The sequence below is a fragment of the Wolbachia endosymbiont of Muscidifurax uniraptor genome (assembly GCF_054149795.1).
Genome location: NZ_CP083727.1, coordinates 148,496 through 168,361 on the forward strand (window position 1 = coordinate 148,496; position 19,866 = coordinate 168,361).

The window sequence follows — 19,866 nt, forward strand, 5'->3', positions numbered from 1 at the left end:
TATATTATAATTTTACATTCCCAATGTTTAAATTATTATTAAATTAACTGTCATTATGTATTGACCTTTTAATAATTTTGTTTGACTTGCTTTTTGAAAGTGCGGAGACTTAAATTAAGGTATTACAAGATTGTTATTCAACCAATATCTCTCTTTTCCCTGAGTAATTTGGAGCGCTGACAATACCTTCCTTTTCCATTCTTTCAACGATGTTTGCTGCTCTGTTATAGCCTATTCTAAGCTGCCTTTGAATGTAACTGGTTGAAACTTTTTGATCTCTTTGAATGATGGCCACTGCTTGGTTATAGAGGTCATTTTCTTCATCCTCCGTTTCATCGTGTGACTCTGTAGAAGAATTTTCATCTTCTTTAGTGATTTCCTCCATGTAGTTTGGCTCACCTTGCATTTTCAGATGATCAACTATATCTTGCACCTCATTATCACTTACAAATGGGCCGTGAACTCGAATGATCTTACCACCAGAGGCCATATAGAGCATGTCACCCATGCCGAGCAATTGTTCAGCCCCTTGTTCGCCAAGTATTGTACGGCTATCTATCTTAGAAGTAACAGCAAAACTGATTCTCGTTGGAAAGTTCGCCTTTATCACACCTGTGATCACATCCACAGATGGGCGTTGTGTTGCCATTATGATGTGTATTCCTGCAGCACGAGCCATCTGAGCTAAGCGTTGAATAGAGCACTCTATTTCTTTGCCGGCAACAAGCATCAAATCTGCCATTTCATCCACGATCACTACAATATATGGAAATGTTTCCATCTTGATTGGTATTTTTTCAAACAGAGGTTTGCCTGTTGTTGAGTTAAAGCCAATCTGCACAACGCGCTCCAATTCTATTCCACTATTCATCGCTTCTGTGATTTTTTGATTATAGTTTATAACATTGCGTACATTCAAATACGACATCATGCGATAGCGGTTTTCCATTTCTTTCACTATCCACTTAAGAGCGACTACAGCCTTTTTTGGCTCTGTTACTACTGGCGTTATTAGATGTGGTATTGCATCATATATTGAAAGCTCAAGCATTTTGGGGTCGATCATTATCATCTTGCATTCGTCAGGACTTAATCGATAAACGAGTGAAAGAATCATAGTGTTAATCGCAACTGATTTACCAGACCCTGTGGTTCCAGCAACGAGCAAGTGAGGCATTTTAGTTAGATCTGCAATAACTGGTTTTCCACTTATTTCTTTGCCAAGCGCAATTGGAAGATTTAAGTTTGCATTTTGGTATTCTGGTGATTCAAGCAAATCACGCAGCATTACAATTTCCCGTTCCTTGTTCGGCAACTCTATTCCCATAGCATTTTGCCCACGAATTATTGAAATACGTGCAGAGAGTGCACTCATCGAACGTGCAATGTCATCTGCAAGGCCAATTACTCTTGCAGATTTCGTACCAGCTTGTGGTTCAAGTTTGTATAAAGTCACAACCGGCCCATAGCATACACTGATAATTTTTCCTTGCACGCCAAAATCACTCAGGACTTGTTCCAGCAGAGATAAATTTTTATTGCTCTCCATTTCATTCAGCTGTTTTCTCTGCAAAGACTCCTCTGCTTTGGAAAGTAAATGAATGCTTGGAAATTCGAACTCACTGGAAGGTTTAAAAATTTCTTCGGTAGCTTTTTTCTGTCTTTCTTTTGGTTGTTGTTTAGTAGTGATTTTAGTTTTATGTTTTTCTTCTACTACTAATGGTGCAACTGAATATTCAGCAGTTTTATGTGATCTGAAGAATGGAACATTTACAAATAAGCAAGCTATTTTTTTACATAAGAAGAATAGAGAGTAAATTGTTCTCTTCCAACCAACAGATCCTACAAGACCTATTAATGTTACTATCACAAATACATAAAACGGGCAGTTATTAACGAGTGCATTCCCTATTATTCCACTGTGTCTGTACCTTGCTGTGATGCCTAGCGAAAGTTGTGGTAATATAGCACATACCCCTAAATTGATTAATATTAAATAGAGAATTTTCAGCAGTATTTTTGCTGGCCTGAAGATCAACAAGTAAACTATGGTTGTAGCTATTGTAACACTAGTTAATCCAAGAAATTGAACCAATATATCAGCTAAATATGAACCTACTATTCCACCTAAATTTGTCACTTCCTCATTTGTAGCCGTGTTTAAGGAAGGATCTTTATAGTTATAGCTAAAAACTGACATATATATATATATTAAAAGGGATAGATATATTGCTGATTTTAGATATTTTTTTAACATCTACCTAAAGTAGTAAGCTACTGTATATTTTACAAAGTGAATTGTTATTAGCAATATCATTATAGATAAATCTAATCCGTTGAACGGTGGTATATATCTTCTAATAATCTTTAGTGGTGGATATGTCAATTGGTTCAAGATGTGCATTATGCTACTGACAGTTTCATTATATATGTTCACCATATTAAGTTTAACCAGCCAGTTTAGGACAACCCAACATATTAGAATGAAGCTATAAAGATCAAGTAACGTATTGAGTAGATATATGATTGGATGCATACATATCTATTACACGAAAGTTATATAAAAGACAAGTATTTAGCCTTTTCAAACTCAAAATGTTGTTTTTGCTGAACCAAAAAAAACTTCATTTTTTGAGCTGGGCAAAGCCACCTAAAGTAGAGAATGGACAAGGAAGGAGGGGTGTATAATATATATTAATGTTGGTATTTATTTCTTATAAATATCATCTCTATGTCCTATCTCTGTGATAGTTACTATATGATCTAATTGATTTACTCTGTAAATTACACGATAGTCACCAACTCTTAGCCTTCTACATCCTTTTAAGTTATGATGTAGTGGTTCACCAAAATTTATTGGGTCAACTGTAAGACGTTCTTTTATAGCCTTTTGAACTCTTAGCCTTATTGTCTTTGGAAGGTTTGGTAAATCTTTTTCAACAACACTCTTTAGAGACTTAACCTTGTAACGCTCTAATCCCACTTAATATCTTCAAAATCAACTGTTTCTGCACCTTCAACATCACGCTCATCAGAAATTTTAGATACTAAAAAATCCTCCATTTCAAGCTCAACTGCTTCTCTAAATAGTTTTCCTGCTAATTCTTGAACGGGCTGTTTAGTAAATTCAGATAATTCAGCAAGATGCTTTAAAGTTTCTTCGCTAAGAGCTATGTTAATGCCTGAATTTGCCATATGTTTTACCAAAGTCCACTAATAATTATACAACATTTTTTTTAATTTTTCAATAAAGAAAGGAAGGAGGGCTGTATAAAAATATATTTAATGTTTATCAAGTAGCCTTCTCATAAATGGTGTCTCTATGTCCTGCTGTAGCAACAAATACCTTATGTTTTGCAATATTTACAGTATAAATAATTCGATAATCACTAACCCTTATTCTTCTATACCCTTTTAGCCTGCCACGTAATGGTTTACCAAATTTAATTGGATCAGTTGTAAGCCGCTCGTTTATCGCTTTTGTAATCCTTGATCTTATTGTTTTTGGAAGATTTAGAAAATCTCTTTCAGTAAAGTTTTTTGAGTAGACAATATCGTATTTCAGTTTATGTCCTCTCCCTTTCAGATAGTACTGTGTTCCAGTCTACATCCTCACATTCCTTAATAGTTTTATATAACGCAATATCTTCTACTTCGCACTCGATTCCTTCGATGACTAACCTTTTTGCTAGTTCTTGAACGGATTCCTTGGTGATTTCAGCTAACTTAGTAAGGTTATGTGAAGTTTTTGGGTCAAAAGTTATACTAATTCCTGAATCTGTCATATGTTTTACCAAAGTCTACTAATAATTATACAACATTTTTCTGAATTTTTCAATAAAGGAAGTTGATGATATGTAAGAAAAATTTTGCCACCTGCGTTAATAAATAATTAAAGATTTAGCATATTTATCTACCCTCTATTCTATTACTGAAGTTAGACCACTTTTTTCTATTAATATTTTTTGTTTATAAAGATGAGCAGTTACTCATCACGCAGTTGATCTATGGATATAATACTACCGTTTGATAGTTTTTCAGTACATTTTTCACTTTTGTATTCTTTATCAGAGTCGATACTGATTTTGTCAAATATTAAAACATCTCCTGAAATTTTATCACGAAACTCACTAATAGCAAAAAACGGTATAGTAATTCGCTCTTGTTTTCCTTGAAAACTCAAACTGACGCTAAATTTATCCTCAGAAACTTTTAAATCATAGAATTGATGCTGTAATATAATAAGCATTTGAGTAGGGTATGACTTTTTCAAACGATCTGGCATGGTCACACCATTAAAATATGTGAAAAATAATATTTCTAAGTGAGGGATAAAACCATTACCTGATATAACATCTAAAGTCTTTTTGATAACTTGAAACTTAGCAGAATTAAGCAGTTTTTTGTAATCTGTTTGCTCCATATAACTTTCACATACGTAAATTTTGGGGGAACTTCTGTTACCCGGCGTTCCCTGAACCGTGCTTTAGTAATAAATTGGTTGTGCTAAATTAAGCAGCAACACGATATTCTTCAGCAGCAAAATTATCGTTTGCATTTAAATTATGAACTCTTAGCGGTGGTGTCTAACCGAGCAAAGCTACCATCTTTACTATGCATGTCGATCCTTAATCGCCCCCGTATAATTAAAAAACATGGTGGAGGCGCCGAGTACTGCCCTCGGGTCCAATACACCTATTACAAGGTAATTTTATTGCTATAGTACACAAAATGTACATAGCCATTATATAGCAACATTAAATAAATGTCAAGATATTATGACCTTAAGTTGATTTATTGCTAAAACAAAATTAATATTTCCAGTAAAAAATTCTGTGCTCTTAACCTGACACATATGGCTTTTTGAATACTCCCAATGAAAATATTTATAAATAAATATTTACTCTTCTTTTTTATTGTTTTTAGGTTTTTCTTGATCAGCCATTTCTCCACCGATCTCTTTTATTTTTAGTATCAACGACTCTGGTACATACATGTCAATTACTTCTTCTGCTGTCACAAATAAAGCCTGATAAGAGTGTGAATTTATTATCCAATTAGGCAATATGTCTTCTGCTTCTATTTTATACTCTCCCTCTTTTTTGTCATATACTGTGTAGCAATATAAGTGCACAGCAAAAAATAATACATAAGAGAGCAATATTCCTTTAAGCACTCCGAGAAAGATTCCAGTAACTCTATCGATAAACCCCAACCTTATGGGTGATAATATGTACATTAGCCAGTTATTTATTATCATGAATATAAGATTAAGTATAATAAATACAGAGATTGTAGAAAGTATGTTTAGTGTAACTTTAGAATCAAAATATTTACTATAATTTGGAGCGAAAAAATCATAGTGATTAGCTGTCAGAAAGACCGATAAAAATAGAAACATTAGTGCGCATAGCTCTTTTATAAAGCCTCTAGTTACCGAGATTATTACGCATAGAACAACAATGAAGATAATTAGGCTATCGAAAAGCATGTTTTATATCTATATGGTTTTCAAGATATAATAGTTGTAAATAACAAGGTTGTAAAATTAATTGTATTTATGCTGCATCAATTGATCTAAATACCTAGCGATCATGTCAATTTCTAAATTCAAATAATCATTTACTTTGTTGTACTGAAAAGTTGTATTTTCCCATGTATAGGGAGTGATATTTACTGTAAATTCCTGATTAATAACTGAATTCACTGTGAGGGAAACCCCATCTAGTGTAACGGAGCTTTTTTTTGCAACAAATTTAATTAATTCTTGTGGGCACGATAGTTTGATTTCATGAGAATCTAAATTTTGATTAATTGTTAAAAATTTTACTATCCCGTCAACATGACCCTGAACTAGGTGGCCATCGATCTTATCACTTAATCTCATTGCTTGTTCGAGATTTATTTTTTTTCCTATTCTCCACGTATTTAAGTTAGCAACCTTCATAGTTTCTTGAGATGCTTGGACTGTAAATGTATCGCTCATTATATCAACAACAGTTAAACACACACCAGAGCAAGCTATTGAATCTCCTTTATTTATAGAGGATAAATTTTGTGTCTTGATATGGAAAATTTGATCAGAGTTGGAGTGAGTGGTAGTATCAGTTGTAGTCCCGATATCCGTGATAATTCCTTTAAACATATGGTGAAAATAAATAATTTTACCATGAAAAATTTTTTACAACAACTTATTTCTATTTTGTTATAGTTAAAGTAATTCTGGTTTACCGACAATTTAAAAAACGACAAATTCGTCATCCCGCTACGTGTTAGCGGGATCTAGAGATACCGTGACGGTATGACGTAGGAAAACTGAGCCTGCACTAGCTATAGGCGCGAGAAAGGGGATCGTTTTCACTTACTTGTTCAATAGATTCTATAGAATATTCAGAATATATGAAATAAGCCAAACTCAGAACACATAATGCAGTTAATATTGGTAACCCTATGTTCAATGCTAGCCCAATACTTTCTCTTTTTTCTGGTGGCACTAATCCTTTTAACATTGACACTTTTCCTAACGGAAAATGCCATAAGCAAAGTGTTGATGCAGATGCTACTATTATAAATAGACAAAAATAAGCCTTTTTTGAGGAAAATACAGTTTTTAATGATGATTTGAGTGTAATGTTAGTAGGTGGTAGAGTTTTAGCTTCATTTGTTGCTGGTGAAAGATCTTTAATTGGTAAAGGGTTTGTAGATTTATGAGGAGTATTTTCATGTTGTGGAGAAGGTTGTTGTATATAAACACCTGAAACTAATTTAAGCAATTGCTCTTTTTTTCTATATACTTGTTTTTGTAAATATTCTTTACCTAAAAGTGAGTTACTAAGAGGTTGTGGCCTTTCGAGTATCTGTAATACTTCTGATATTTCGCCTGGCTCTAATATTGCATGTAATTGTTTATCTTGAAAGTAAACAATATTGAATACTGAGCTGAAAATATTGCAAAATGTTTCTGGATCTTGATTTTTGTATCCACTCATCACTTCAATAAATATTTTATCGAGTTTTTTCCCCCTGTGCTCAATTTGGTTATCTATCATAGCTACTCTAGCATCATTTTGTGCTTGTTTTATGGCTAATGGTTTTTCTTTCTCTGATAGTTCTTTGGTCTGCTTTTTTGACTTCTTTTTTCTGTTAGCCTTAAAATACTCTGTGTGCGAAGTAGTTTGACCGAAATCAGAAATAAGCATTGTGACGTCTTCTATTCTTCTTTCGTCGATTCCATCTTTTTGTGTTACCTTGTCCTGTTTTGTCTCTTGAAGTGTTGGATGGTAAGTCAAAGCCCTCTGGTTTCGTATGGACAGTTTTGGTGGCTGTTGAAAGAAGAATTGTATTGTATTAAAAAAATTGGATAGCCGAAAAGAAGATCCAAACCAAAAAAAATTGTCACGCATTGCAGCAACAACTATTGGAACCCGCATCACTTGCTTTTTACTACTTGTTAAATTATAGCCAAACAGGCCTGTAACTGGTACGATTTGTTTATTTTGTGCATTTTTTTGGTTAGTTTCACTCTGTTCTTTTTTGTCTTCATTTTCAGTTTTTTCTGCATGTTGTAGCTTTTCATTTAGAAATAACTCGATTTGGTACAAGTTGTCCAGGTTAATGTTTTCAACGTCTGTTTGTAGCGTTATCGTTGTGCCCTGCAGAAGGATTTGAGGCGGAGCACTATTTACGAATTCTTCTACAGTTTTATAACTGTTAGTTTTACAGTAGTTATTATATAGTTCACTGCTTTCTTTGGGCACTTTTATGTTGGCTGTAAATTTTTTTTCCCGGGAAAGGCAGATTTTGAAAAAATCAATTAAAGGGTTTATTCGAAATAATCCTACATTAAAGGTGTCTTTATCTGTTGCTGTTAGCTCAAATGAAAATTCTTGTATATTACTTTCAATACTTCTCGAGCGAATAGTACTGATCTTAATTGTTTCGCTAGAAAATGCTTTACTTATGTTTCTGGATTTTTCCTTAAAGAGCTTAGGTAAATCCTCTATTTTATACTTATTCTTAGTTTCAGTATTACTGTTGTGCATAGTTGATACAGCAAATTCATCAACGCAAAGGTAAATAAAAAAGATTAATCAGTCAATAAATTAATAATCAGAATAGGGCAATTTTTCGGATTGTTGATGATATTTAAAATTTCACTATAATGAAAGTTTAAGCCAGCGTTTTTAAGATGAATAAAGAGTTATTAGATGACATACTTTCACTTGAAGATAAAGCAGTTTCCGAAATTGAGAATGCTTCTTCTTTGCAAGATTTAGAAAAAGTTAGGCTATTATATTTGGGAAAAAAGGGTGTAGTTAGAGCGTATTTTGATAACTTAAAAAAGATAGAAAATGCAGAGAAAAAGCGTGATTTAGGTGCAGTGATTAACGCTTTACGTGATAAGATAGATCATCTTATCATGAATAGGGAAAATGTGCTAAAAACAGAAGAAGTTAACTTTAAATTGCAGGACGAGGCGGTTGATATCACGTTGCCCGTTAGACCAGAAAAAATGGGCAAGGTCCATCCACTCAGTAAGGTTATAAATGAAGTAAAGCTTATTTTTGCACATATGGGTTTTAAAGCAGTTGATGGCCCTGATATTGAAGATGAATTTCATGTATTTGATGCACTGAATACTCCAAGTCATCATCCTGCGCGGGAGGAGCAAGATACCTTCTACTTAAAGAATAAAATAAACGATAAAAGAATGGTACTGCGCACTCACACTTCATCTGTACAGATTAGAACCATGGAAAAAACAAAAAAATTCCCAATTAAAATAGTAGCCCCTGGTAGGGTATACAGAAATGACTTTGATGCAACTCATACTCCTATGTTTCACCAGATAGAAGGGTTATATGTCGATGAAAACGTCAATATGGGCCAGTTAAAATTTACTATTCATCACTTCCTTAATAAGTTTTTTGGAGATAAAGGGCTGAAGATACGTTTTCGTAATAGTTTTTTTCCTTTTACTGAACCCTCTGCGGAAGTGGACATAAGTTATAAAGGTAGTAAATGGATAGAAGTGCTTGGATGTGGTATGGTGCATCCAAATGTCTTTCAAAATGTTGGAATAGACCATACTAAATACAACGGTTTTGCGTTTGGCATTGGTATAGAAAGGCTTGCGATGCTAAAATATCAAATCAGCGACCTAAGAAGCTTTTACGATAACAAAATCAGTTGGCTTGATCATTATGGTTTTCATTTTTCATCTTTAAGATAAGTGATAAATAAAGCTCATACTTTTATCATACTTGCTGCCGGGCATGGCAGGCGGATGAATTCAGATTTGCCTAAGGTTCTGCACGAAATAGGCAATTTTTCCATGCTTCAGCATGTCATTTACAATGCAAAACAGTTAAATCCTGAAAATATTGCTGTTGTAGTTGATCTGCCTTTAATTGAAAGACTAAAGTGCTTTAAGGATATACAGTTAATTACACAAGAATTAACACTTGGTACGGGAGATGCGGTCAAAACTGCGATGAGAAACCTAAGAGAATTGCCAGATTCAAGCATAGTTGTTGTGCAGTATGGGGATACTCCGCTCATAAAAAGCAGCACAATAACTAAAATGATTAGTTATTTAGAAGGCAAGGCTCTAGTTTGCCTAGGTTTTAGGACAAGCAATAAAGAATACGGTAGGTTAATTATTGAGAATGGTTCCTTAAGAGAAATCGTAGAAGCAAAGAGTGATAAAAATAATCATGAAGAATTTCTTGCAAATGCTGGAATAATGGTTGCATGTGCAAAGAATTTACGTGAATTGGTGGAGAAAATAGAGTGCAATAGCTCAACTCATGAATATTACTTGACCGATATAGTTTCCATTGCAGTGAAGAGTAATTTAAATGTCGGTTACGTTATTACCGGTGGAGAAGAAGCAACGGGAATAAATAACAGAAATGACCTTATAAAAGCTGAATTTTACTTTCAAGAAAATAAAAGAAAAGTTTTTACCGACTCCGGAGTAACGCTTGTTGCACCAGAGACTGTTTTCTTTTCTCTTGATACGCAAATTGCCAGAGATTCAGTTATTTACCCATATGTTTTTTTCGGTACTGGAGTGAAAATAGAGTCTGGTGCGAAAATACTGCCATTTTCGCATTTAGAAAACTGCTTAATTAAAAGTAATGCTGAGGTCGGTCCATTTACCAGAATACGCGGAAACACAACAATTGGTAATAAGGCAAAAATAGGAAATTTTGTGGAAGTGAAAACAAGTGAAGTTGGTCAAAACACTAGAATAAAACACTTAAGTTATATAGGAAATGCTAAAGTAGGGCAGGAGAGTAATATAGGAGCAGGCACTATTGTTTGTAATTATGATGGGAAAAATAAACATGAAACGAATATAGGGAGCAATTGCTTTGTTGGCGCCAATAGCTCACTAATTGCGCCGCTTAATATTCATGATGAATCTGTAATTGCAGCAGGTAGTGTTATAGTTGAGGATGTACCAGAAAAAAGCCTTGCAATAGCAAGAGAAAAGCAAGTAACTAAGAGAATAAAGTAGTCTAATTTAATTATGTTGTTGTGTCATTTTTAATATTAGACTTCTTGCGTAACCATATAACAAACTTTTATTGGGAATAGAAACAAAAAAACTTCCTTGACAAACTCCGCCAGCCCCCTTATCATAACAGTGAAGCTATTGTATTTGCTTTCGCCAATCTGCAGATTAAAAGGTAAGGATTACTTAATGTATCGGCGTCTTATGTTTAATTTTTTGCAGTATATAGATACTGTATGTCTTTACAAAACTTCATCTACATCTAGATTTTTATCTAAATAAGCTGAACGCGCTTATAAAGCGTTACAAGACATCAAAAAATGCCAATACTCGACAGAGATAGTAAAAGACTAGCTAACTCGGGGGTCCTTTGTCTTTTTTTCTGCTTAGTAAATTTCTTAAACACTTGCAGCGTAGGTTAGTTGCAATTAAAAGCAGCTGAATTTCGCTTGTCAAGCGTTTAAAACATAAAAAACGCCAATATTTTAAAGCGGATAATAACCCCAGGGTTTCTTTTGCCTTTTTTTTTATTTGGTAAATTCCTTAATATTTATGGCTAAACGACAATCGTCATCCCAGCGGGATCTAGAGATACCGCGGCGGTATGACGGTGTAGATAGTATCCCGCTACGTGTTAGCGGGATCTATGTTAAGGTATGACGGTTAAGTAAGGGATCTATGTTAAGAGATACCGCGAATGAATCGCGGTATGACGGTTAAGTAGGGTGTCATCCTAGTGCTCCTTTTTTTGTCATCCGAGTAGCTGACACTTGGATGACATCGTCATAAAGGAACCAGTGTCAAGCTACTCGGATGACAGGAGAAGGGGCTACTTGCATGACGGTGTCGGTAAACTTAGAGCTATAATAACTATTTGCCTTTTTTCTGCTTAGGTTATGCAAGAAGTCTACTGTCTGAGAAAAGGTAGATAAAAGATGAAAACAGATAGAAGTATTTTAGTAGCTCAAAAAGAACGTTAAGTCATGCTTTTTATTTATATTGACAGCGTATATGACATCGTTTACGATTAAAGTTAATAACAATAATTTATATTTATCATGTTTGCAGTAATTGAGACTGGTGGAAAGCAATATTTAGTAAAAGAAGGTAGTATAATAAAGGTAGAGAAGTTAGAAGCTGAAGAAAAAAAAGAGGTGGAAATCAATAAGGTGATTTGTATTTCAAATAATGGCTTATCTTATTCATCTAATGCTACTGTTAAAGCTGAAGTGTTGGAGCAGTGCAGGGGGGAAAAAATTATAATCTTTAAGAAGAAAAGAAGAAAAAATTACCGTAGGAAAACTGGTCATAGGCAGTATATAACTGTTCTTCGTATAAATGAAATTAGTCTTCAAAAGTAAGAGGTAAGATATGGCAACTAAAAAATCAGGTGGTAGTTCCTGTAATGGTAGAGATTCAGCGGGTCGTAGGTTAGGAATAAAGAAGAATGGGAAGGTTATTCCTGGTAACATAATTGTGCGCCAAAGAGGCACAAAATTCCATCCTGGGAAGAATGTTGGTATAGGTAAAGATCATACGATTTTTGCTAAAATAGAAGGCTGGGTCAGCTTTAGAAGATCAGCAAATAAAAAGACTTTTATTGATATCGTGCCTACAGATAATATGAAAGCTTCAGCTTGAATAAATCATGGGTCTGTAGCTCAGGTGGTTAGAGCGCACGCCTGATAAGCGTGAGGTCGGAGGTTCAACTCTTCCCAGACCCACCATTTAGTAGTTACTAACTGTGTTTTCTATAGCGGTTTTGATATTGTATAAGCAAAAACATGAGTTTATATAAAAATTTAGTAACCAGTGAATCAGTGGCGGCTGGTCATCCAGATAAAGTAGCAGATCAAATTTCAGATGCAATACTTGATGAGTACCTTTTTACTGATCCTTTTGCGCGAGCTGCAATAGAGACTTTAGTCACCAAAGATAACGTTATTATAGCTGGGGAAGTGTTTGGGCCTAACATCAAAAATAGCAGGATTGAAAGTATTGTACGGAATACAATAAAAGATATTGGTTACAAGCACGATGGGTTCCACTGGAGAAAAGTGAAAGTAAATATATTGCTGCATGAGCAATCAAATGACATTGCAATAGGGTTGGATCAAGGTGCTGGAGATCAGGGCATAATGTATGGCTATGCAACAACAGAGACAGAAAACCTTATGCCGGCACCCATTTTTTATGCACACTCGATTCTGAAAAATATCATGAGCGCAGTTAAAGAAGCAAAACTTGGTCCAGATGCAAAGTCACAAATCACTTTGGCATATGAGAATAACCTCCCGGTACGTGCTGAAAGTATTATTGTCTCAATACAGCACCCTGAGGATTTGGATCAATCAAAAGTAAAAGAAATAATTTACCCTTACATAGTTTCATCTTTACCTGAAGGATGGATGTGTTCTGAGGAAAATCTCTTAGTCAATCCAACTGGTAGATTTGTTATTGGTGGACCGGTTAGTGATTGTGGATTAACCGGACGAAAAATTATGGTTGATACTTATGGAGGTTATATTCCACACGGTGGAGGAGCGTTTTCCGGAAAAGATGCAACCAAAGTTGATAGATCTGCGGCTTATATGGCAAGATATCTTGCTAAAAATATTGTCTTTGCAGGTTTGGCTGAACGTTGTCTTGTGCAACTTTCTTATGCAATTGGTGTATCAAAACCTACTTCATTCTATATTGATACATTTGGTGCGAATAAGGTAGAGGAAAGAGTAATTAAAAAGTTTATCGAGAATAATATAGATTTATCAACAAAAGGCATAATCAAGCATTTATCGCTTAATTGCCCTATATATAAACGTACAGCCTGTTATGGACATTTTGGTAAAGAGTCAGAAAGTGACGGTGGATTTTCTTGGGAAAGCATAAACTTGTCTGCTGATCTTCGTAGAGAATTCAATATAGAAGGTAATAGTAAAATTTCTTTAGATTGCTAAAATTTTTGATTTACAGCCCCATATTTATATACTAGCTTATTGTTAAAGCATAGCACGCTTTTTCATAATAATTATACCGCATTAGTAATAATTTTTATATTCAATTTTTATTGTGAGGCTTATAAAGTGTATAACGAAATAGAAGGAGAACTGTACAACGTAATTGTAAGAGGTTGTCCGGAAACAAGTAAAAGGCTATAATATCTGATACCAATTCTCATTGTTGTCCAGTCAAATAGGAAACATTGCAGAGTTGTTTAATTGTGGAGCTGGCAAGAGAAGTAATAAATTTGCACAAAGCACCCTCAAGTAGAGCAATTGTATCGTATATTTTATTGCGCAAAATGTTCTGTTTTATATATAACCAAAGCCTCTCAACAGGATTTAGCTCAGGTGAGTATGGAGGTAGGTATATAATGTCGATATTTTTAGGTACCTTTAAATTTTTTGACCTATGCCAACTAGCACAGTCCATAACGAGAAAAGCCTCTCGTGTTTCTAGATATTGCGAAATTTGCTCAAGAAATATGTTCATGCAATCAGTGTTGACATTTGGTGCAAATAAGCTAGAACTCTCTCCATTTCTAGGATTAACTGCACTATAGAGATAGAAATTTTGCCTACCTAATTTTGTTTTAACCTGTGTTCTAATCCCCTTTTTAAACCACCCATGTCCAACTTTTGAATGTGTGCCAAACCGTGATTCATCAAAGAAAAATAGCTCTTTTTCTGGATACTTGCTAATAGCTCAATTGAGATTTTTTTTTGAATTCCTCTTGTTTGCTTTTATCTTGTCCATTATGAACTGGTCTTGGTGTAATATATGAGAATTTCATCTTTTGCATATGGCGGTGTACTGTAGATTTGCTGATATTTAATCCGAACTTTTCCTGGATTCTTATTCTCATTTCTTTAATGGTGATATTAGGATTTTCTTCTATCCACTCTTCAATTTGCTGTAGTTGAGCCTGATTTAATTTAGTTTTTCTACGACGTTGTGAAGGAGCAAACAGTTTTTCTTCTCTGCCAATTTTCAAGAGTTTTACCCACGAAGTTAGTGCGCTTCTTGAAATGCAATATATTTTTGCTACAGCCGTTATACTGTACTTTTTTGCTGCAATTACAGCATTTAGTTTTTTTGAAACATATGCATTATTCCTTACTTTCTTCAGCATTTCTTTTGCTGATTCTACTACTTTTTCATCCAATAATTTTGATCTTAATGCCATTTAAACCTCGCTATTTTACTTACTTCAGTATGGCTTTTCTTCCATCATTGTCCATCTGTTTGCCCTGTAATGGGAATTGGTATTAGAGGTTGTCCGGAAACAAGTAAAAGGCTATAATATCTGAAATTTTAGTACGGGGTAAAGATGAGAAAAAAGTATCCAACAGATCTAAGCGAAAGGGAATAGGCAAGAATAGAAAAACACTTCAGAGTATCATACAAGAAAGGAGGAAGGCCGCCAAAGTATAGCAAAAGAGAAATATTAGAAGCAATTTTCTATGTATTGCGTACAGGGTGTCAATGGCGGTATTTACCAAATGATTTTCCGCTATGGAAGACTGTGTATGAGCAGTTCAGGCAATGGAAGAAGCAGGGAATTTTTGAGAAAATGAATTATGAAATTACAAAATATAGTAGAAGAAAAATAGGAAGGAATGAGCAGCCAAGTGCCTGTATAGTAGATAGTCAATCTGTAAAGACTACAGAAAAGGGGGGATCAAAGGCTATGATGGAAGTAAAAAAGTAAAGGGTAGAAAAAGGCATATAATTACAGACACTCAGGGTTTTATACTAGGTTGTTACGTAGGCGCTGCTAAGGAAAATGATAGAGATGGTATTAAAATAGCATTAAACAATATGAGAACAAAATATACTAAAGTTAAAAAAATGTGGGCTGACATGGGATACCAAGGAAGAAATTTAAAGAATCACATAAAGGAAGAATATGACATAGATATTGAAATTGTTACAAGGCCTCCATGTAGATTTTGGGTGCACAAAGATACGCCACCTGAGCTACTACCAACAAGAGAACAAGGGTTTAAGGTACAGCCAAGAAGATGGGTTGTAGAAAGGACTTTTGCTTGGGTTAATAGGAATAGAAGGCTATCGAAGGAGTATGATTTACTCACAACATCCACTGAGAATTTCATATACCTAGCTATGAGTAGGGTTATGTTAAAGAGGGAATATGCTTGAATTTACTTGTTTCCGGACAACCTCTTACATCAAAACCAAGGAGGGATGGCTATATTTGGCAGCAATAATTCTCACGTATGGTAGTTAATGAGTAGTGCAATAAATAAACAATTGGTTATGAACTCTTTATTAATGGCCATTAATAGGCGTAAACCTGTTAAAAATCTACTGCTGCACAGTGACCAAGGTTCACAATATACTGCGCAAGGGTATCAATATCTCTTAGCTGTAAAGAATATAGATGAGTAATAAAGGCTGTTGTTACGACAATTCTGTTGCAGAAAGCTTCTTTAGCTCATTGAAAAGAGGAATACTTATTGATACTTCACAACACTCTGCTCAACAAACTAGAACTGCAATATTTGAATACATAGAAATTTTTTATAACAAACAACGTCACTATTAACTATTGCATTCCAGAACAATTTGATGCATCATTCTTTTTGTAAAAAACATTCCACACTTTCTCTCCACTTTTTCTGGGTAAGGTCAGTTAAATCCAGCTTAGGGTCGAGAAACTTAGATAAAGCCATAGTAAAAATACTGAGAAAAGATTAATAATTATACACTATTCTATACAAATATTCAATCTTTTTTGATATTCGTTCAAGTGTGGCAGAAGAACTTATTCAAATAAAGTAGGTAGTAAAATATAAACATTTTATAAAGTGAAAAATGGACTTTTCAGGCCACTGCTGACTCAATACCCAGTCAATATCCTTTCCACCAGTTCTTTTACTGCCGGTACGTAGCCATTCTCATAAAATGGATCTTGCTTAAATTTGTACACATTGTGCCCGGAAAACATGAGTTCGTTCTCAATATCACCATCGTGTATAACGTTTTGCAGTGTTTTTTGTATGCAAAAACTACGCGGATCTGGCTTTCGTCCTGTTGAATGGTCACCATGATCTTTCCAATTGCTAAACAAACAATGACTTAAGCATCCCATACAATTGATTTGATCTTGTCTTATCTCTGCAAACCTGCCTGGCGTCACAAAAATAACAGTTGTATCTGGAGTTTTCATTGCTTCTGTATACCCTGCTTTAGTCCATGTATTTGCCAGTTCTTTGTCTTTTGCAGTAAGGTAGATCTTTCTACCTCTGCTACCCATTGCAAATTCATTATTAAATTCTTCGCTAGCATTTTCTGAAAACTTTATTTGACGTGAATTCCGTTCCTGCAACTCACGTATGAAGTTATTTTTTACTGCAGATGAGTAAAACCCTGTTGGACTGAATTTATTTAAAAATACATCACCTTCTTCTAAAGTGAGTAGCTTCTTTTTCCACTCTGCAGAAATTGGGCTTTCTTTCGTCAAAAGTGGACGAGTGCCAAACTGAAAAGCTATTGGTCCAATTTGCAGATTGTCAAACCAATGTTCCCAATCTTTCAAATGCCACACTCCTCCTGCTATAACAATTGGTGTTTCTGAAAGACCGATCTCGTTCATGAAAGATCTAAGCTCTGCAACTCTTTCAAATGGAGCCTGTGGTAGCTCTGGGTCTTCACTGTTACTCAGTCCATTGTGCCCTCCAGCAAGCCATGGATCTTCATACACTACTCCACCAAGCAAATAGGAAGATATTCTTTGGTAAGCACGCTTCCATAATGCTTTAAAAGCACGCACCGATGAGATAATAGGGTAATAATAAACCTGATATTTAGCTGCAATTTCTCCAAGCCTATAAGGCATACCAGCACCGCAGGTAATACCATGAATCAAACCTTTCGCTCCTTCTAATATGCCATGAAGCACGCGTTCTGCTGCTCCCATCTCCCAAAGTACATTCATGTGTATTCTTCCATGACCTTTTGATATTTCATTTGCTATTCTTGCCTGACTAATTCCAGCTTCAATACTATACTCAATCAATTCACTATGCTTTTCATTTCTTGTTTTGCCTTTATAAATTAGTGGCACTAACTCGCCATTATCATCAATAAGCTTAGCATTTGCACCAGAAAATGTACCCACAGCATCTGCTGCAGCAAATGCTCCGCTTGATCTTCCATCACTAACTGCAATGCCTTTGCCGCCCTCGATGATTGGCCACACTTCCTTTCCTGAAATTACTATCTTTTTTATCTTATTTTTCAAAACTTCCTCGCAATCTTTCACTCTATTTTACTTAATTACTAAAAAAATGATAGCTGTTTATTTTTTCTTGTATCATTAAAGCTTCTGTAGCTACTCATGCTGTTGTAGTTTGAAAGCAGTTCCCATCGGAAGGGTGTCATTCCAGTGCCAAGCACTGGGATCCAGCCTTTATTATTTGGTTGAAATTAAGTCTTCTGGATCCCAGTGGGCTTTGTTGCATCGCTCTTCGGATAGTAGGTAACGTACAATAAATTCATGAAGCTATCTCAAACTTAGCCATGCCTATTTCAGTAAATTTGTTAAGCAAATAACACTTGAGTAGCAGTTCCTTCTCACGATTAATTTCAGATTTGCTCCTAAAACTAAACCCAAATATTCGCTTCAACCTTGAGAAAAATCCTTCAATATACGATCTTTTTCCGTAATTTACTTCTTCTTTCCATCTTTTTATACCATTCTCACCATGTAATTTCATTAACTGAATAGCGGCATTTCTATCAAGCATATAATCCAATTTTGGATGCTCTGCTGCGTTGTTTTTCGGAGGAATTTTCGTTTTTATACCATATTGATTACACAGCTTATAGAGCTTTTCTCTGTCATATGCCCTATCTGCATATAGTACTTTTATGACATACTGAAAATCGACTTCTTTTAGCAAATCACAAGCTCCATAGTGATCAGAGTAGACACCGTTACTGTATTTTACAGCTATGGCTTTTTTGCTGTTTGTATTCAACATTACATGCAATTTTCTTGTCTGTTCATAGCTGCGATACTTTCTATCTTCGCTATTTTCTTTGCTATGACCAGGAGTGTTGTTGTATATACTAATTCCTGTACTGTCTATAGCAATTTCGATATCTTCCATATTATTTTCTGCAATCATTGATCTTAATATTGGGTTTCTTAAACCTTCTTGATGATTGTGAATAGCTGATAACTTGCAAATTTTTCCCAATTTGCTCAAGGTATCCTGCTATAAACCCAACTGTTTGCCTCAGGCCTATTCTAAATAAACAAGTTATTATGTGCACCAAAATTACAACTTTATCGCTATAAATATTGTTGCCACCTGGTATTTTTGGACCATTCTCGTACCACTTTTCTATGGCTTCGTTGATATAATGAAAAATATTTCCTCTTTTTTCTAGAAATTTGTTATATTCGCTATGGTTACTGACCCTCATTTTTTGTGGCATATTTTTTCTTCAACAGTTAAATCGCTATTTATAATGAATTTTGTCAGTAGCCACCAGATTTTTCAGTTGCTATGCAACAAAGCCATCCCAGTGTCAAGCACTGGGATGACACCATAGGGGGCTACTTGGATGGCAGGGGAGGGAGGCTGCTGGGATCCTGACAACCGTCATCCCGCTGCTTGTTAGCGGGATCTAGAGATACCGCGGCGGTATGACGTAGAGCTACGTGTTTAGGTTTAATGAATCCACTATATCTTTTACTTGAGAAAAAACATACTCTTTGCTTACACTGGTATCGATAATAAAGTCACTCATCTTCCTTTTCTCCTCAATAGATAACTGAACATCGGAGATTAGATTAAGCTTTTCTTTATCTATGTTGCGTTCGTTAAGTCTTTGAGCTTGCACAACGCTATCTGCATGAACAAAAACAATAAGGTCGCAATATAAATAAAATTTTGTTTCTAATAGAAGTGGCACATCTAAGACTAAAAGTTTTCTATCGATCTTTTTTTCCTTGGCAATAAAAAATTCTAATTCACGCAGCACAGCAGAGTGAACCAAAGATTGAAATTGTTTCCAATTTTCATCGTAGGCTAAGAAATATTTAGACAGTACTGTTCTATCTATTTCACCATTTACTACCACTCCAGGAAAATTTTTCTCTGCATAACTTATTATGCTTTTATCCACTTTATAAAGTTGGTGTACAACAGAATCAGCATCAAATACAACAGCACCAAACTCTTGAAAGCAATTAGCTACAAAGCTCTTTCCTACCCCAATTCCGCCTGTTAGACTTATAATCATATAACAAAATACATTCGACTTCTTTTGAAACTATAGCTAAGGTTTCTCTATATATATTAACTAGA

The 19,866-nt window shown here is 34.8% G+C and carries 19 protein-coding genes, 1 tRNA gene, 1 other RNA gene and 2 pseudogenes; 8 read left to right on the forward strand and 15 right to left on the reverse strand.

All coding sequences use genetic code 11. From position 1 onward, the window contains the following. Positions 1 to 133: 133 nt before the first annotated feature. The 11 genes from LA754_RS00765 to LA754_RS00815 all read right to left on the reverse strand — a co-directional run bounded on the left by LA754_RS00765 (position 134) and on the right by LA754_RS00815 (position 8,042). The gene (locus LA754_RS00765; RefSeq protein WP_006279516.1) at positions 134 to 2,257 is read right to left on the reverse strand and encodes an FtsK/SpoIIIE family DNA translocase; all 2,124 of its coding nucleotides are present in this window, start codon (positions 2,255 to 2,257) and stop codon (positions 134 to 136) included. Continuing rightward, on the reverse strand, positions 2,258 to 2,536 hold the full coding sequence (locus LA754_RS00770; protein WP_006279515.1) for a YggT family protein: 279 nt from the start codon (positions 2,534 to 2,536) through the stop codon (positions 2,258 to 2,260). Positions 2,537 to 2,707: 171 nt separating this feature from the next. After that, positions 2,708 to 2,983: a type II toxin-antitoxin system RelE family toxin gene (locus tag LA754_RS00775; RefSeq protein WP_015588829.1), complete on the reverse strand. Its 276-nt coding sequence runs from the start codon at positions 2,981 to 2,983 to the stop codon at positions 2,708 to 2,710. Beyond that, on the reverse strand, positions 2,974 to 3,195 hold the full coding sequence (locus LA754_RS00780) for a hypothetical protein (protein ID WP_006279415.1): 222 nt from the start codon (positions 3,193 to 3,195) through the stop codon (positions 2,974 to 2,976). The genes LA754_RS00775 and LA754_RS00780 overlap by 10 nt, the downstream gene beginning before the upstream one ends. 97 nt (positions 3,196 to 3,292) lie before the next feature. Beyond that, positions 3,293 to 3,586: a type II toxin-antitoxin system RelE family toxin gene (locus LA754_RS00785; RefSeq protein ID WP_306700832.1), complete on the reverse strand. Its 294-nt coding sequence runs from the start codon at positions 3,584 to 3,586 to the stop codon at positions 3,293 to 3,295. Then, complete coding sequence (locus LA754_RS00790; RefSeq protein ID WP_006279413.1) at positions 3,567 to 3,785, reverse strand: hypothetical protein; 219 nt, start codon at positions 3,783 to 3,785, stop codon at positions 3,567 to 3,569. Before LA754_RS00790 ends, LA754_RS00785 begins: the two co-directional genes overlap by 20 nt. 200 nt (positions 3,786 to 3,985) lie before the next feature. Next, positions 3,986 to 4,423, reverse strand: a complete 438-nt coding sequence (locus LA754_RS00795) for a ClpXP protease specificity-enhancing factor SspB (RefSeq protein WP_006279412.1) — start codon at positions 4,421 to 4,423, stop codon at positions 3,986 to 3,988. A gap of 23 nt (positions 4,424 to 4,446) precedes the next feature. Next, positions 4,447 to 4,776: a transfer-messenger RNA gene (gene ssrA, locus LA754_RS00800) on the reverse strand. 124 nt (positions 4,777 to 4,900) lie between these two features. Beyond that, entirely contained in the window at positions 4,901 to 5,491 is a 591-nt protein-coding gene (locus tag LA754_RS00805; RefSeq protein WP_006279411.1) for a CvpA family protein, read from the reverse strand. Positions 5,492 to 5,548: 57 nt separating this feature from the next. Next, a complete protein-coding gene (locus LA754_RS00810) occupies positions 5,549 to 6,145 on the reverse strand; it encodes a riboflavin synthase (protein WP_077188519.1) in 597 nt (198 codons plus the stop codon). Positions 6,146 to 6,326: 181 nt separating this feature from the next. Further along, positions 6,327 to 8,042, reverse strand: coding sequence for a hypothetical protein (locus LA754_RS00815; RefSeq protein ID WP_077188520.1), 1,716 nt, complete (start codon positions 8,040 to 8,042; stop codon positions 6,327 to 6,329). 146 nt (positions 8,043 to 8,188) lie between these two features. Between LA754_RS00815 and pheS the strand changes: the two genes are divergently transcribed. The 6 genes from pheS (at position 8,189) to metK (ending at position 13,479) form a co-directional block, all read left to right on the forward strand. Next, positions 8,189 to 9,232: a phenylalanine--tRNA ligase subunit alpha gene (gene pheS, locus LA754_RS00820; protein ID WP_457923649.1), complete on the forward strand. Its 1,044-nt coding sequence runs from the start codon at positions 8,189 to 8,191 to the stop codon at positions 9,230 to 9,232. Further along, positions 9,233 to 10,525, forward strand: a complete 1,293-nt coding sequence (gene glmU, locus LA754_RS00825; protein WP_077188522.1) for a bifunctional UDP-N-acetylglucosamine diphosphorylase/glucosamine-1-phosphate N-acetyltransferase GlmU — start codon at positions 9,233 to 9,235, stop codon at positions 10,523 to 10,525. Positions 10,526 to 11,580: 1,055 nt separating this feature from the next. After that, entirely contained in the window at positions 11,581 to 11,883 is a 303-nt protein-coding gene (gene rplU, locus LA754_RS00830; protein ID WP_006279565.1) for a 50S ribosomal protein L21, read from the forward strand. Between the two features lie 10 nt (positions 11,884 to 11,893). Further along, positions 11,894 to 12,163 carry a 50S ribosomal protein L27 gene (gene rpmA / locus LA754_RS00835; RefSeq protein WP_006279564.1) on the forward strand — a complete coding sequence of 90 codons (270 nt, stop codon included), beginning with the start codon at positions 11,894 to 11,896 and terminating at the stop codon, positions 12,161 to 12,163. A 9-nt stretch (positions 12,164 to 12,172) separates the two neighbouring features. Continuing rightward, positions 12,173 to 12,249: transfer RNA gene (locus tag LA754_RS00840), tRNA-Ile, on the forward strand. 57 nt (positions 12,250 to 12,306) lie between these two features. Further along, positions 12,307 to 13,479 (forward strand): methionine adenosyltransferase, encoded by a 1,173-nt coding sequence (gene metK / locus LA754_RS00845; protein WP_006279561.1) that lies wholly within the window; start codon positions 12,307 to 12,309, stop codon positions 13,477 to 13,479. A gap of 217 nt (positions 13,480 to 13,696) precedes the next feature. Here the strand turns inward: metK and LA754_RS00850 are convergent. After that, positions 13,697 to 14,708, reverse strand: a protein-coding gene (locus LA754_RS00850) for an IS630 family transposase (protein WP_410530061.1) whose coding sequence is annotated in 2 segments (ribosomal slippage) — positions 13,697 to 14,227 and positions 14,229 to 14,708 — 1,011 coding nt in all. Because the reading frame shifts where the segments join, the coding sequence is not laid out codon by codon here. A 192-nt stretch (positions 14,709 to 14,900) separates the two neighbouring features. On the opposite strand from LA754_RS00850, the gene LA754_RS00855 reads away from it, so the two are divergent. Next, positions 14,901 to 15,685, forward strand: a protein-coding gene (locus tag LA754_RS00855; RefSeq protein ID WP_457923730.1) for an IS5 family transposase whose coding sequence is annotated in 2 segments (ribosomal slippage) — positions 14,901 to 15,222 and positions 15,222 to 15,685 — 786 coding nt in all. Because the reading frame shifts where the segments join, the coding sequence is not laid out codon by codon here. A 22-nt stretch (positions 15,686 to 15,707) separates the two neighbouring features. Then, positions 15,708 to 16,134 (forward strand): annotated as a pseudogene (locus tag LA754_RS00860) (transposase); the annotation flags it as partial. Positions 16,135 to 16,385: 251 nt separating this feature from the next. Here the strand turns inward: LA754_RS00860 and LA754_RS00865 are convergent. The 3 genes and pseudogenes from LA754_RS00865 to coaE all read right to left on the reverse strand — a co-directional run bounded on the left by LA754_RS00865 (position 16,386) and on the right by coaE (position 19,801). After that, the gene (locus LA754_RS00865; protein ID WP_077188554.1) at positions 16,386 to 17,789 is read right to left on the reverse strand and encodes an NAD(P)H-dependent flavin oxidoreductase; all 1,404 of its coding nucleotides are present in this window, start codon (positions 17,787 to 17,789) and stop codon (positions 16,386 to 16,388) included. Positions 17,790 to 18,042: 253 nt separating this feature from the next. Beyond that, positions 18,043 to 18,991, reverse strand: a pseudogene (locus tag LA754_RS00870) (IS5 family transposase). A 222-nt stretch (positions 18,992 to 19,213) separates the two neighbouring features. Then, on the reverse strand, positions 19,214 to 19,801 hold the full coding sequence (coaE, locus tag LA754_RS00875) for a dephospho-CoA kinase (RefSeq protein WP_006280338.1): 588 nt from the start codon (positions 19,799 to 19,801) through the stop codon (positions 19,214 to 19,216). Positions 19,802 to 19,866 lie beyond the last annotated feature (65 nt).